Below are 15,189 nucleotides of genomic sequence, written 5' to 3' on the forward strand. Positions count from 1 at the left end.
TTTCAAGCGCTGTCATTTGTAAGTACAATAAATCATATGGGTAGTGGGGTGGTATTATAAACATGGTATCATTTATAGAGAATAAGAAGAGATTATTAACAGAGTGTTAAAGTATAAGAATATTATATGGGTTCAATATCATGCTTTGAAGATCTTAGATAGGCTTAGATGGTACTGGAAACCTAAATTTAGAATTTAGTTGGAGGATTGATAAAACATATGTTTAAAGTTAAGAGGTAAGTAAGAATATCTATATAGAATTTTAGATAAGAATGGAGATGCTATCAATTTTATTTACTTCTGCTTGTACTACTCTAATAAGTAATACTAATGCGGCTAAGAGTTTCTTAAATCAAGCTTTGAAAGCTATCTATTGAATATTCATATCGCAAAACAATTAACATCGAAAAAAACCTAACCTACATTAGAACTATCGATTAACTAAAATTAGAAAAGAAATATATGAAAAACTGAAAGCATATGCACATTAAATTTAAATAACATTATTTAAAATCTGATGAATATGAAAGCTCAAGGTATTTACGCTGAAATATTATTACTGACAACTCATTAGCTTGTTAAAAAGATTCTTATAGTTCTAACTATAATTCTACTTATTATTTATTTGTGATAGTGCTGAACCAGCATGTTTTATTAAGAAGCTTTAAAGCTTTTGTTTAAATAATTATGAAGAAAATTTTTATCTAAATCAAGCTTAATAAACTTAAACTTTTCTCTTTCAAGATTTTTTATATTTTACAATTCTAGAAATAACGACTACAATGAGGAAGATAAAAATATTTATTAGTACAATGTGTCAATATATTGGATTGGTCAAACATTGGTTTGACAAGATTTAGTTAATACCCTTTATTAGTAGCAAAATTTATTTCCCTCTCAGACTTAATAAGTTAGTGTTATCTAATATTACGATAATAAAAGTAAAAATAATTATAAAAGCATAATATTATTAATTGATATTTGGTTACACAGCCAAGTACTTTATACTCTTCTAAATTTTGTACAATAATTGCTCTATAAACAGTTTATTATATTTTTTCTCTAGACATATTATTATTTTATCAATGCTTTGTAGATCAAATAAATTATACTCCAAATTTAATAACCAAGTAATAGCAAGTATTAAATCTCTATATAACGCTAAAATAGCTCATGATAGTTTTATTGCTGTGTTATTTCTTATAATTTTTTTAATAAATGACATTAAAGTAATAAGCGTAATAAATAAAGAAATATAATAATTATTTATATCTTCAATACGCTGTTTATTACCATTTCATATGGCTTTATATCCGTTATAAAAGATTTTTAATATTAATTAGGTATGATCACAATCACTATGAAAATCATTTACCTGACCTAATAAGGCAATTCTATATATTAGTTTAGTTCCTCAGTATTTTGTTCTATTGATTCATAATTATAATCTTTACAATAAAAATAACCTTGTTTTAAACTCTGAAATTGTTCAACTAGTGCCTTTTTATCAATAATATTTCTATAAGAATCAACATTAGCATATCTACTATTTTTTTCTTCTACTCAAAAGTAATCTATATATTCTCTAGGATCTTTTGAAAAATTTAATATAAAATTCTAAAAGTTTTTCCTTGTTTTGCAATATCCCTCTCACTCTCCATAAGATTACTATCGTTCCTCTCCCAAGCTCGTTTCAATAACATTTCTAATACATTCTCACCTAATTCCTCATTCATTATTAATTTTTAATATCTTTGATTTATACCTATTGTATTCATCTTAAACTCTTGTTAAAGATACTACCTTCTTACATTCAAAACTTTATTTATCTGGAATCTTATATTCAATATTAAAAATTTCACTTTCTCACTCCTATGCACTAAATAATTTTTTAAACGCAGTAAGCTATGAACTAACTAGAAGCAATGCATTTTAATTCTTTAAACTTCTCTTGTAACTTCATGTATTATCTCTATGCATTAATTTTACTTATCTATATACTATATAATTTAGTTGGAAATGATTAAGTTATATAAAACTAATAATGGTTAAGATTTTTGCAAATTTCTTATTTAATGTAATAATTGAAAAAGTTATGTTCAATATTAAAAATAATTTGACTCTTTCAAAAAACTTTCTTAATATTTATTAATAATAATTAATACTCAAAAATTATGAAAATAGCCTTTATCTTCCCCGGGCAGGGATCACAAATGATCGGTATGGGGAAAGATTTTTACGATAATTTTAAACCTGCTAAAGAAACGTTTCAAATAATTGATGAGGTACTAGACAGAAAACTCACTGATATAGTTTTTAATGGTCCTTCTGAAGCACTTACATTAACAATCAATGCACAACCAGCATTAATGGCTGTGTCTATGGCAATAATAAATACCCTAAAATCTGAAACTAATAAAAGCATCAGTGAACTTTGTGATTATATTGCTGGTCATTCTTTAGGCGAATATAGCGCCCTTTGTACAGCTGGAAGCATTAGCCTACAAGATACAGCAAAGTTATTGCATGTGCGTAGCAGCTCAATGCAAAAAGCATGTCCTGAAGGCGTTGGCGCTATGGCAGCTTGTATCAATATACCACTGCAAAAAGTGGAAGAAATACTAGAAGAAGTTAATAAAATAGATCTATGCCAAATAGCTAATGATAATATTGAAGGACAAATAGTTATTAGCGGCAAAGTAAACGCTATCAATTATGCTATTAATGTAATTAAAGATTTAGGCTATAAAGCAATAAAGCTAAAAGTAAGTGCCCCTTTCCACTGTAGCTTAATGAAACCTGTGGAAAGCAAGATGCAAATAGCTCTTGATAACACAGTAATTAGTAAGCCACTAGTTCCGGTAATTCAGAATTGTACTGCAAAACCAGTTTTAGATCCTATAGAAATCAAACAAAATTTAATTTCCCAAATATATGAAAGAGTTAGATGGCGTGAAACCATAGAGCTATTTAATAAGTTAGAAGTTACTCATATAGTAGAAATAGGTGTGGGAAACGTGCTGACAAACATGCTACAAAAAATTAATCATCCATTTAAGTTAAGTAATATAGGTAATTTACAAGAATTACAAGATTTTTTATCAACTCCTAATTGATAAAATTTTTCAAAATTACTTAAATAATATGGCAATTAATCTTAATTTTTTAAACAATGTTGATATTTACAGGATATAAATTAATAAACCTATCAAGTACATCGCATGCTTCTCCATATTGAACAGCAGGAAATAGAATAAGCTTGCATCAATTCTGCTTGCTGTATCATTTCATTACCTGGATGTTGGTAAAAAACTCTTTTGAATTTGTCTGCAGCTTTTTTATATTATTTTTAATAAAACAATACCTTCATTATAAGGTAGATCAATAGGTTCTATACAAGCATATATTAAAGAAAATAGAACATGCGAATTTTTATTTAATAATATCCATCTTGATTACCTAAACTAAAATACGGTAAAAGCAATAAAAAATATGTTATGGAGTAATTTTAAAGATATATAAATCGAAAATTTATATAATTACGCAATATTGAAAAATAATGCAATGTAACTTTGAAGATTTTAATATTAATATATACTATACAGAAAAAGAATTAGAATATTTAGATTAATCTAGCAAGTGATATTAGAAAACTAAATAACTAGCTAGTATTATGCATATCAAGTATCGTTTAGTTTATGCATCAAATTTATTTTGCAAATTCTTTTACTTAGTGTACAATGTTTTAGCTATATGCGTTGAAAATTTAGATAAAATAAATTCTTTGATACCATTACACAGATATAATCCAAAACATTAACCTAAAGAATATAATAGTTTTATTAATATTGAAGCTATCACTTAGAATAAGTTTTTAGTTAAATAACAAAAATTATTTGATAATCTTAGTAAAGAATTATTCAGTATGTATAGTAGTAATGATTATATAGTAAAATTATTAATTTCAGATTCTAATTGTCTTAGTCTAGAAAAAAGAATCAGAATTATGATATAGGTAAGAGATAAATATGAAAACAATACTGCTTCTATTTACTGTATAACCAAACAATTTTCAATATCTGAAGAAACACAATAAATATTAAAACTATAGAAGTATATACTGAACATTTAAAAGGGCTTACTATTTGTTATTGTTATAGCGATAATGAAATCTTTATTGCATCTAGCAACTCTGTAAAATCATGAGCACTAGATTTTAACTGACATTTAAAAAATTCTAAAATAATTCTAGAAATTTTTCCTATTAGCTGATATAAAGTAAGCCCATAAATGGAGAGGTGGCCGAGTGGCCGAAGGCGGCGGTTTGCTAAACCGTTATATGGGGTAATACCATATCGAGGGTTCGAATCCCTCTCTCTCCGCCAGGTTGTCAGGACGATTTGCTATTTTTTAAGTTCATTAAACAGGATAATTAAGGTGTAATCAGTCTTTTCGTACCTCAATGTTAGGTTCAAGAATACAAAATTCTAAAATTCCTAACTGTTGATATCTATACTCTTCTAAAATTTCTTTATTTTTGTGTATTAAGACATAATGAGCATACAAGTATTACAACTGATAAAGCTAATAATAGCTCTGAATCATCTAACTATAGTAATTTCAACTAGAATAAGTAATCATAACGATGTATATAGCAGTGCTTTTTAGTTAAAGAAAACAACAAAAGTACTTAGACATGAATTAGATTATAATAACCTTTAAAATTGCTTTAAGTTTAATGTGCTTTGACCTAGTATTTTCATGATATAAATATCTATCTTAGCCTTGTTAAGAAAGAATATGATTACAATAGCAATGTTTATGCAAGAGTAATCATACTCCTTATACTTTTTGTGGTATAGTGTTTTTGGTACTCACAGAGTATTAACTTCCAAGCTTTCAATGAGCTTAAGAAAATAAATTATAAAATCTATTTTTATCGACCACAGCGTTTGTCTATAACTCGAACTTTACTGTTCTTAATGCTTTTAAAGCTGATGTTATCTTATCTCCTTTTTCTATATCTAACATTAGCTATCTAAAAGTATCAGTACAGTACTTTAAACATGATAAATAGTCATGGGTAAATTTTTACTAAGGTTCTAGTAGGCAATAAACTTATTGCTATTTGTAGATTGCAAAGTACAATATTTTTGTATTTTAAATAACATCTAACAACTTTAATAAGCATAGAAGATATAATAATACTATTATTCCACTATGCATAAGAAAATAAAATTCTGTAGAATCCAAACACAAGCAATAATTATTAAAACTCACTCCTAAATGTTTAAAAAGAGATAAATAGTTTACTATAAGATTTTTCCTCTTATTCTATTCTACTTTTTAATAATTCAAATATTTAGAGATCTTAATATTAAATTACCTATTTTCTAAGAAGAGCTAGTAATACCTGCACTTAAAACGTAGGCAAGACTATGCTGTGGTCACTGTTGACTCACATGAATCAGTTATGTTTCTCTTTTTCTATTCCTTTATTCTATAATTTTCTATAACAAATTATAAATCATCCAATTGCTATTTAAGCAATAGCACTAGATTTACCTTTTAAATTAGGCAATATTGAAACTAAATTTTCTATAGATATCTTCTATATTTTGTTTAGCATAGCCTGTATTTACTTCTTTTATAATTTACTCCTTCATTAATTTACACTTTATTAAGCAGTAATACTTTACTTAATAAGTGCATGATACATCTTATCAACTCTTTAAGCGTGAAATAAATTTATATGATTAAAAAACGTTAGAAAATAAAGAAAAGTGTTATTATATGGCTACTCAAATCGTCTTATTTCAAAAAACTATAGGTTGTGATAAAGCAACCTATTTTAAATATTATAAAGCTAGCCATTTTATAGATTGCCACATGAAGTATGTCACAGCGTTGTTACAGCTAAGAAAAGCTTATTACCTGTGTTAATCTGCATATACTAACACAGTTTGTTTTTGAGATACTGTAGTTAAGTCACGAAAAGTCTAACATTTGTAACGATATAAGGACACTATAACATCACTACTTACTGCAAAACGAAGAAACAATTTTATTAATTAATGATTCAATATTAATGGCTGATTGAGTATATCTTATTTCATCATTATGTGATAAATCCTCATCCTCGTTTCCTGGAATAATGGCAATATATTTACTACCAAATAGACCGCTTGTCACGACTTGCGCTTTAGAATCTTTAGGTATTTTAACATCATTATCAATATTTAGATATATATTCGCAAAAAAGCTACTTGGGTCTAAAATAATTTTCTTTACACTACCGATTTTTATACCTGAAATCATCACACTGCTTCCGACTACTATGCCTTCTGCACTCTGAAAATTAGCAGTTATTTGATAACCTTCTGAGCTAGTTACAGAGCCACCTATTTTATAGGCAAAAATCAAAAATAGAAAAGCAATAATTAATACTGCAGAACCGACAATTGTTTCAATGGTATTCTGTTTCATTGTTTTTTATACTATAATTAACTATGGTTGCCATCTATTATATTTAAGATTTGATATTCTCAGCGATTTTTGAGCTATTTTACTATCTTTTTGCCTTGAAAAACTCTTAATATTTTCTGGCACATCATGTGCTAAATGATGTAACCAAGCATGCCAGCTTGGTGGAATTCCTGTAGGTTCATTCGCACGTTTATAAATAACAAATCGCTTTGGACGGCCTAAATAATCAATATCACTACTTTCATAATATTGATTTAAAAATTCATCTTCCCCTACTTTTTTATGAAAAAAAGTAATAAAAAACTTATCTATGCATGACATTTCAAAATTTCTATAGCGGTTTGTTTACCCTGCTGTGCAAGCCTATCAGCAATAATATTATCAACATTACCTGCATGCCCTTTCACCCATTGCCAAACAATAGTATGTTTAAGCAATTCTGCGTACAGATTTTGCCATAAATCAGCATTCTTAACAAGTTCATTGTTGCTTTTACACCAGTTATTCTTTATCCAATCATGAATCCAATCATTAACTCCTTGTTGAAGATACTTACTATCAGTATAAATCTCAACATTACAAGACTTTTTTAAACTTCTTAATGCTTCAAGTGCTGCAGTAATTTCCATACGGTTATTAGTCGTATCTAAATCATATCCAAATATTTCTTTACTAGTGTCATTAAATTTCAATAGAGCGCCCCAACCTCCTGGACCAGGATTACCTGCACATGCGCCATCAGTATATATCACTACTTTTGATATGTTCTTTTCCAATATTTTAATTCCCCCAGTAATTGATAAGAAATCTTATCCATGATATGCGAGTTATCTAGGCTTAATAGTTTTACTTTTAGAAGAATTACGAAATTTATCCAACATTATAACATTCGGATTTGGAGATAATAAAGTCCTATCAATTTTATCATTATCTATTGCTTCTGAAAGCTGCTTCTCTATTTTTAACATTTCACTTTGATAATTCTCTTGTACATTTAACAGCTGATTAAAAGTTAAGCTATAATTATTATTGGAATCAATAAAGCTAATAAGTGCATCAAAAGGTATATAAATTATTTCCTTAACACCATTAAAACTTACTGTTAAGGAAAAGCCTGTATCGTTTACTATTAAACTTTCAAACTGATGTTGCAGTACTATTGTTATCTGTTCTGGATACGCTTGTTTAACTTTTAAAGGTAAAATTACCTTAGGATTATCAGTTCTATATGATATATATATTAATTGATCCCAATACAAGTTTTCATGCTGGATTTTTGTTAGAACTTTTTTCACAAATTCTAACATAGATTCATTAACAAACTTTTTATATTCAGTATTCATGTCAATATAAAAGATAAAATATATATGAGGGTTTTTCTGTTGCCCGGCAAACCCCCAAAGCCGCGTAGGATTAGGCTACAGCTAAAGCTGTAGCTCCTACGTAACGATTATTATCGTTTGCGTTTCTTTTGTTTTGACCCGTAAGGCAAAGCCGTCGGCGGAATCATCCCGAGTAAAAGCAATTTTTTTATTAAGCACGTCGATCCTATTTCGCCCCCCAAATTACTCTACATTTATTTTATGGTGGAGGCGTCGGGCACTGCCCCCGAGTCCGCAACCTCTATTCTAAATTACGTTTATTACTATAGCTTTATTAGCACTAAGCATTATGTCTTAATTTTATTAAAATGTAAAGGTTTTCTAGATTTATATTACAAATAAACATATAATTAATATTTAATTTAAGTACAAATTATTTTATGTTACCAAATATTGGAATTATTGCAGGCAAAGGTTCTCTACCATATTTAATAGCTAATAATTATATTAAGCAAGGTGGTAATTGCTATATAGCTGCAATCGAAGGTGAGACTGATATAGATTTAATTAAAAATTTTGAACATAACACTTTTAAAATTGGTATGGTAGGTGCAGTTATTAATTATTTTCAAAAGCATAATATACAAAATTTGATTTTTATCGGTAGCATTAATAGACCAAATTTTAAGAACTTAGCTGTAGACAAAATAGGTAGTTTACTACTTCTTAAAATAATTAGACAAAAAATTCGAGGGGATGACAATTTGTTAAAAATAATAGCAAATTTTTTTGAAAGTTATGGTTTTAAGGTAATATCAAGTAGCGAAATATACAAAAATCAACAATGTGATAGTAATATTATAATGAATGCTTATCCTTCAAACTTAGATACAAAAGATATAGAACTTGGAATAAAATTATTAAATCATTTAAGCAGATTTGATGTTGCTCAGTCGGTTATAATTGAAGATGGCTATATACTTGGCATAGAGGCTGCCGAAGGCACAGATAATTTAATAGTGAGATGTGCAAGCTTGCGTAAAGAATCTTGTGGCGGGGTATTGATAAAGCTTCCTAAATTAGGTCAAGATGATAGGTTAGATATACCAACTATAGGTCCTAATACTATACGAAATCTTGCTAAATATAATTACAGAGGTATAGCAATTCAGAAAAATAACGTGATTATAGCTGAAGAAGAATTAACTATAAAACTTGCTAATGAATATAAAATTTTTATAACTAAATGTTAGCAATAGGTATTACCGGTAGCTATGCATCGGGGAAAACTTTTATTTTAGATTATTTAGCTGGTAAGGGATATAAAACTTTTTGCGCAGATAGATGCATAAAAGAATTATATCAAGATTTGAGATTACAAACCCAAATCTTAAACTTATTACCTAAACTTGAATCTTTTGATCTCAGGCAAATTAGTAATTTAATTTATAAAAATGATATTGCTAGAGAAAAACTACAAAATTTTATCTATCCGTTATTAATAAATAAACTAATTTTATTTAAAAAAGAAAATGCTTACTCCAAATTTATTTTTGCTGAAATACCATTACTTTTTGAAGCTCATTTTGATAAATATTTTGATTTTGTCGTAACAATATATTGTTCTGAAAAAATAAGAATTAAACGAGCAATAACTAGATCCTCATTTGATCCAGAAATTTATAAAAAAATAAAAAAAATTCAGCTATCACAAAAGAGCAAAAAAGCAAAATCAGATTTTGCTATAAATAGTGGTGTTAATATGTTAAGATTAGAAAAACAAATAGCTAAACTAATAAAATATTTGGAATGTCGAGCTTAAGAGAAATAATTTTAGATACCGAGACTACTGGACTTGAACCACAATACGGTCACCGTGTTGTGGAGATCGGTGCAATTGAGATGATAAATAAGGTATTAACAGGAAAACATTTTCATTTTTATATTAATCCTGAACGAGATATGCCATTTGATGCTTATAAAATTCATGGTATTTCTAGTGAATTTTTAAAAGATAAACCACTATTTCATACTATTGCAGATGATTTTTTGAAATTTATTGCAGATAGCAAACTTGTTATTCATAATGCTCCTTTTGATATTAAGTTTCTTAACCACGAATTATCATTATTAAAAAGAACAGAAATTAAGCTTTTAGAACTATCGAACACAATTGATACTCTTATTATCGCCAGAAGCATGTTTCCAGGTTCAAAATATAATCTTGATGCTTTGTGTAAAAGATTTAAAGTCGATAATTCAGGACGACAATTTCATGGAGCACTTAAAGATGCAGCATTACTTGCAGAAGTTTATGTCGAGCTAACAGGTGGTAGGCAATCAGCTTTTAGTATGATTGATAAACCTGCTAAGATAAATAATTTAACAACTAATCGCCTAGATAATCAAACAAAGAGAACTACTATTGTTATTAAACCTACTAAAGAAGAACTACAAAAACATAAAGAGTTCCTAAATAGGACTTTAAAACCAGCCTAAATTTAACCATGAATAAAAAAATTTCTTTGTACTTATCACCTTTATAATACTTATCTCCTTAGGTTTTTAGCAACTTAATATTTTTTTTAAAAAGCTATTTTTAGCGCCAATGCTATCTCCAAAACAATTAATTTAAATGAACTTAACAGTAATCTAATGTACTATAAAGTAAAAATCGCCAGACATTTTCTATCTTATAAAGACATATATTTATATGGCAGATTTTCAACAACAAATAAAAAATACGGTTACTACTAAGTTACACCTTTTAAAACTTTAGAATGTCAAACTGTTTTAGTAGCACAAGGTTGGTTTAGTAATCGCAATAAAAACATTATTGTGCAAACACAGCAAGCAAGCATGAAATTATTCGTATTAATACGCCATCTGTAAAAACTCATGACTACTTACCTGCTAACGATATTAAGAATAATATGCGGTGAATTTTAGATTCAAAAAAGGTTCTAAGGTTAAATCTTGAGAATTTTTATCTTATCCAAGAAAGAAAATACATAAGTAGTTTAGATGTTTTATTACTGCTTTCGATAAATCATCTAGCAGAAATTAAAAACGATCATCTAGCATATGCCATAACTTAGTTTGGACTTGCTATTTTCTTAATTATAATTTACATAATTTATAGCAAAAACAATTAATTATAAAATGAGTAATCTACAAAGACAAGCTTCTGATCCGAATTACTCTGTTTGGGTATCTGCATCTGCAGGTACTGGCAAAACCAAAATTTTAACTGATAGGTTTTTACGCTTATTGATTAAAGGAGTAAAATTCGACAATATTTTATGTCTTACTTTTACCAACGCTGCTGCCATAGAAATGCATTCAAGGATTAGCAATAAGTTAAAATATTTTGCTTCTTGTGATGTAGAAAAGTTAGAAGAAGAACTCTTCTTAATGACCGGTAACAAACCACTTGCCTTAGAGATAGAAAATACAAAAACTTTATATAATAAGTTTCTAAATAGTAATAAGCCCTTAAGTATTCATACGATTCATTCTTTCTGTCAGAAAATTCTTACAATTTTTCCTTTAGAAGCAGGTATAACACCAGAATTTCAGATTCTTGAAGAAACAAAACTACAAGATATTTTTTTACATATAAGAAACGAGATTTACCTAAGTAATGAATATAATGATTTAATAAAAAGCTTGCTTAATCGCTTTCATGAAATGACTTTGCAAGATATTTTTAACGAAATAATAGAGCAGAAAATTAAATTTAAGAGATTATTTACAAATAAACAGGTTCAGGAGGAAATATCTACTATATCCAAACTCATTTATAGAGAGGAATCATACAGAAACACTGCATCTCGATCCGTATTATATACACAAATACGTAAAGATTCGAGTATTGGATCGTCTTACAAATTACCTCTAGAGGTAAAATTTCAAAAGAAGTCTAATAAAAGACTAGCATTAAAAGCATTAAACAATATTTATGATATTGTAGAAAATTTATTTGCAGAATATGATTTAGAGATAAAGGCTCAAGAATTTTTCTTTACTAAAGATGGGAAAAAAAGAAAAAATATTCTATCGAACAAACTAAAAAAAAAGCATCCTAATTTGTTATTAGAATTAGAAAAAATAACCTCAGAAGTTTATAAGTTAGATGAGATACGTCGCATTGAAGAGGTAGAATATCAAACTAATTTACTTACTAATCTTGCTTATATTATTTTAAAAAAATATGACTTATACAAAAAAGAAAATAATTCACTTGATTATGATGACTTAATTTATTACACCGAAAAACTATTTAATAATGAGACTGTATATGAATGGTTACTACACAAGTTTGAGAGTGAAATAAATCATATTCTTGTCGATGAAGCACAAGATACAAGCTATGAACAATGGAAAATTATTAGTACTTTAATAACCGAATTTAATGTTGCAAATAAAATAGATAATAGTATTTTTATAGTAGGTGATGAAAAGCAATCTATCTTTAGTTTTCAAGGTGCTGATCTAAATAATTTCAGCTTAGTAAATGAAAAATTAAAAACAATTCTTACTAAGACTAACAAAAAATTTAAAAATATTACACTCAAATATTCATATAGATCTTGCTTCGAGATTTTAAGATTTACTCACAGCGTTTTGAAAAATATAAAATCTGATCACCCTACTTTATTCCTTTCAGATAACCCATTAATTTTATCATTTCGCAGCAATAATTTTGGTCATAGAGGCTCAGTAACAGTCTGGCCTTTAGTAACTTCTGAAAAACAAGAAGAACTTTTTTGGGCATTACCGCAAGATTATAAAAATTCTAAATCAGCAGCTGATCTACTCATAGAAAAAATTGTAAATTTCATTAAAACAAAAATAACAAACAAAGAAATTTTACCATCCACTGCTAATGTGATATCTGAAAAAGACTTTATGATCTTGGTCCAGAAAAGAGATGAATTTAGTAATAACCTTATAAAAGAGCTTAGCAAAGCAAAACTTAAAGTTGAAGCAAGTGATAGAATCGATCTCAAAAAAAATTTATTAATCATGGATTTAATTGCCATAGCTAAGTTTGTCTTACTACCTGCTGATGATTTAAACCTTGCAGCATTGCTTAAATCTCCAATTATTGGAATAAGCGAGCACCAAATATATGACTTTCTCTCAAATAAAAATAACCTTAGCCTATGGGATAATATATCTTTACACAAAAAGATATACCATAAATTAAATGCCTTCATTGAGATTTATAAAGTTTCAACTGCTGAAAATTTTTTTGCTTTATTAGTTAATAATTTAAACATAAGAGAAATCTTAAATGCTTACAATAGTGATGATAGTGACGATATGATAAATGAACTATTAACATTAAGTAGCAATTATGCAATTAATATAGATAACTCATTACAAGGATTCATAGCGTGGTTTGAAAATAATGACATACAAATTAAACGTGATATGGAGCATTCAGAAAAAATAAGAGTAATGACGATACATAGCTCTAAAGGGCTTGAAGCACCTATCGTCATATTATGTGATTCTACCTCTTTACCGACAAGTAGGAATAAATTTATTTGGAGTGATAATGGGCAAATGTACTTTTCGGCTAATGCTGCCGATACACCAGAGTTTTTGCAAAAATTAAAAGAAGCAGAAAAACTAAAAGATTTGCAAGAATATATACGACTACTTTACGTTGCAATGACAAGAGCTAAAGACTATCTAATTATATGCGGTTTTAGTAATAAATCTAATATCCCTAAAAATTGTTGGTATGAAATAGTAAAACAAGCCTTTGAAAAGGTATCATAATTTTATCACTACTTTATTATTTTTATATACTATATAGTGTAGTTATTAAAGTAGTATTCTTTTAGAAAATAAAGCAAAAATTAAAATATATAGGTTTAAGCAATTACCAATTTTGTATTTAGTAGTGTTAAATAGCAATATTGCTATTTAACATAAATAAGCAAGATATTAACGGCAAAATTGCTTTGCGTACATTATTCTTATGAAAAAAATAGTGCCATAAATGTAAATATAAAATGATAATTAAAGGCTATACTCCAAAATAACAGTTGTACATAATAGAAATATATTCCCAATAATAGTAGTAATAATAAATTTGAAGAAATTAAAATATAATATAAGTATTTATATACTCTAGCTAGGTAGTAAAAATACATTGATAAACTAATTTAAAACTATAAAAGTATACTAAATCTAGCTTAGTTTAAAAAATAAGAACTATCTGAATCTTTAAAGCTAAAACCCATATATCTAAAATTATTATAAAAAAATTGCTGTTTATAGTACCATTTATCAAAATAAAGCAGAAGAAGCTTTTGTCAAGTTGTAAAATTTAAACACTTGGACAATTTCATGATATTATAGAAATGAAAGAGTTAACTAAATTTAGTACTTCACTACTCAATAGTTATATAATTGGTTTTGTTTAACCAAAATCAACTTCATATACAATATCACTTAGCGATAGCGATCAAATATAATATTATTTACTATAAATAAAAAAATGGTCAATTTAGTATATTATTTAAGAATATTTAGAAACTATTCAGAATTTACCTATTGATATTGATAAATATTCATGCATTTCTAGATCTTTTTTATTAATGAATTGGCTATGCAAAATAAATTATTTAGATATGATGCCCCTTACTTAGAACGTGCTATAAGGCAAAGTGCTAAAATAAATATTTTCAATAAAGATATAATAAAAATTATTTAATAAGCATTTCAAACTAAATATCGATATTATCATGTCATTACGAATAGAAACTAGTATTATTGTTGCATGATAATAAATAAAAAAATAAGTTTCACAAAGCTTTTAAATTACTTCTTTCTAACACTTTGTATATGTTGATAATCTTGTTGCTCTTATTTTTCATGTACTCTGCAAAAAGTATCATATACTTAGGCATATTTCTTCATTGTCGAATACATATTTTTAAAATCAAAATACTATGTAACTCACACTCTATACTCTGTACATCTCTTAGTTCTTCTCCCTTTCTGCCTTCTAATATTCAAAGTTATTGACTCGCTGTTATTACTTATATATCCTATATATCCTATTTCCACTCAAGAATGATGCTAAACTCCATCATTAAAATAGAGCTAATCTTATAAACTTTTAAAATATGTAGGTTATAGCAGCAACTTAGTAATCAAGAAGTGCTTTTTAGTTGATAATAAAATTGATTTCTATGTTACTAAAAACTAATGATATTATGAGTTACAACATGGAAAATACACAAGAAAAACAAATAACAATATCTGAATTTAAAATTGACGAATATGAAGAAGAAAAAAGGCTAAAAGCTGAAGATTCACGAAAGCAACTTAAAGCAATATTAATAGCATTTGGTATTAC

At 27.2% G+C, this 15,189-nt stretch carries 10 protein-coding genes, 1 tRNA gene, 1 other RNA gene and 2 pseudogenes; 7 read left to right on the plus strand and 7 right to left on the minus strand.

Annotated features, from left to right (window positions below):
• Window positions 1–1,604: 1,604 nt before the first annotated feature.
• Window positions 1,605–1,736 carry a hypothetical protein gene (locus tag AC27F4_RS00355; RefSeq protein WP_487060983.1) on the minus strand — a complete coding sequence of 44 codons (132 nt, stop codon included), beginning with the start codon at window positions 1,734–1,736 and terminating at the stop codon, window positions 1,605–1,607.
• A 438-nt stretch (window positions 1,737–2,174) separates the two neighbouring features.
• On the opposite strand from AC27F4_RS00355, the gene fabD reads away from it, so the two are divergent.
• Complete coding sequence (gene fabD / locus AC27F4_RS00360; protein WP_487060985.1) at window positions 2,175–3,116, plus strand: ACP S-malonyltransferase; 942 nt, start codon at window positions 2,175–2,177, stop codon at window positions 3,114–3,116.
• Between the two features lie 55 nt (window positions 3,117–3,171).
• On the opposite strand, the pseudogene bamD reads toward fabD, so the two are convergent.
• A pseudogene (gene bamD, locus AC27F4_RS00365) lies at window positions 3,172–3,389 on the minus strand (outer membrane protein assembly factor BamD); the annotation flags it as partial.
• Window positions 3,390–4,292: 903 nt separating this feature from the next.
• On the opposite strand from bamD, the gene AC27F4_RS00370 reads away from it, so the two are divergent.
• Window positions 4,293–4,385, plus strand: a tRNA-Ser gene (locus AC27F4_RS00370).
• Between the two features lie 1,651 nt (window positions 4,386–6,036).
• On the opposite strand, the gene mlaD is transcribed toward AC27F4_RS00370, so the two are convergent.
• The 5 genes from mlaD to ssrA form a co-directional block, all read right to left on the minus strand.
• Window positions 6,037–6,486, minus strand: coding sequence for an outer membrane lipid asymmetry maintenance protein MlaD (gene mlaD / locus AC27F4_RS00375; RefSeq protein WP_487060987.1), 450 nt, complete (start codon window positions 6,484–6,486; stop codon window positions 6,037–6,039).
• A gap of 21 nt (window positions 6,487–6,507) precedes the next feature.
• On the minus strand, window positions 6,508–6,807 hold the full coding sequence (locus tag AC27F4_RS00380) for an NADH-ubiquinone oxidoreductase subunit NDUFA12 family protein (protein WP_487060989.1): 300 nt from the start codon (window positions 6,805–6,807) through the stop codon (window positions 6,508–6,510).
• On the minus strand, window positions 6,795–7,262 hold the full coding sequence (gene rnhA / locus AC27F4_RS00385) for a ribonuclease HI (protein ID WP_487060990.1): 468 nt from the start codon (window positions 7,260–7,262) through the stop codon (window positions 6,795–6,797). The genes AC27F4_RS00380 and rnhA overlap by 13 nt, the downstream gene beginning before the upstream one ends.
• 51 nt (window positions 7,263–7,313) lie before the next feature.
• Window positions 7,314–7,829 carry a ClpXP protease specificity-enhancing factor SspB gene (locus AC27F4_RS00390; protein ID WP_487060992.1) on the minus strand — a complete coding sequence of 172 codons (516 nt, stop codon included), beginning with the start codon at window positions 7,827–7,829 and terminating at the stop codon, window positions 7,314–7,316.
• 25 nt (window positions 7,830–7,854) lie between these two features.
• Window positions 7,855–8,187: a transfer-messenger RNA gene (ssrA, locus tag AC27F4_RS00395) on the minus strand.
• Window positions 8,188–8,248: 61 nt separating this feature from the next.
• Here ssrA and AC27F4_RS00400 point away from each other — a divergent pair.
• The 5 genes and pseudogenes from AC27F4_RS00400 to AC27F4_RS00420 all read left to right on the plus strand — a co-directional run bounded on the left by AC27F4_RS00400 (window position 8,249) and on the right by AC27F4_RS00420 (window position 13,601).
• Window positions 8,249–9,061: an LpxI family protein gene (locus AC27F4_RS00400; RefSeq protein ID WP_487060994.1), complete on the plus strand. Its 813-nt coding sequence runs from the start codon at window positions 8,249–8,251 to the stop codon at window positions 9,059–9,061.
• Entirely contained in the window at window positions 9,055–9,630 is a 576-nt protein-coding gene (coaE, locus tag AC27F4_RS00405; protein WP_487060996.1) for a dephospho-CoA kinase, read from the plus strand. Before AC27F4_RS00400 ends, coaE begins: the two co-directional genes overlap by 7 nt.
• Complete coding sequence (gene dnaQ, locus AC27F4_RS00410; protein WP_487060998.1) at window positions 9,618–10,307, plus strand: DNA polymerase III subunit epsilon; 690 nt, start codon at window positions 9,618–9,620, stop codon at window positions 10,305–10,307. The genes coaE and dnaQ overlap by 13 nt, the downstream gene beginning before the upstream one ends.
• Before the next feature lie 34 nt (window positions 10,308–10,341).
• Window positions 10,342–10,903 (plus strand): annotated as a pseudogene (locus AC27F4_RS00415) (SURF1 family cytochrome oxidase biogenesis protein); the annotation flags it as partial.
• A gap of 67 nt (window positions 10,904–10,970) precedes the next feature.
• Window positions 10,971–13,601, plus strand: a complete 2,631-nt coding sequence (locus AC27F4_RS00420; RefSeq protein WP_487061000.1) for a UvrD-helicase domain-containing protein — start codon at window positions 10,971–10,973, stop codon at window positions 13,599–13,601.
• Window positions 13,602–15,189: the final 1,588 nt, after the last annotated feature.

Source organism: Candidatus Rickettsia mendelii, from assembly GCF_057543435.1.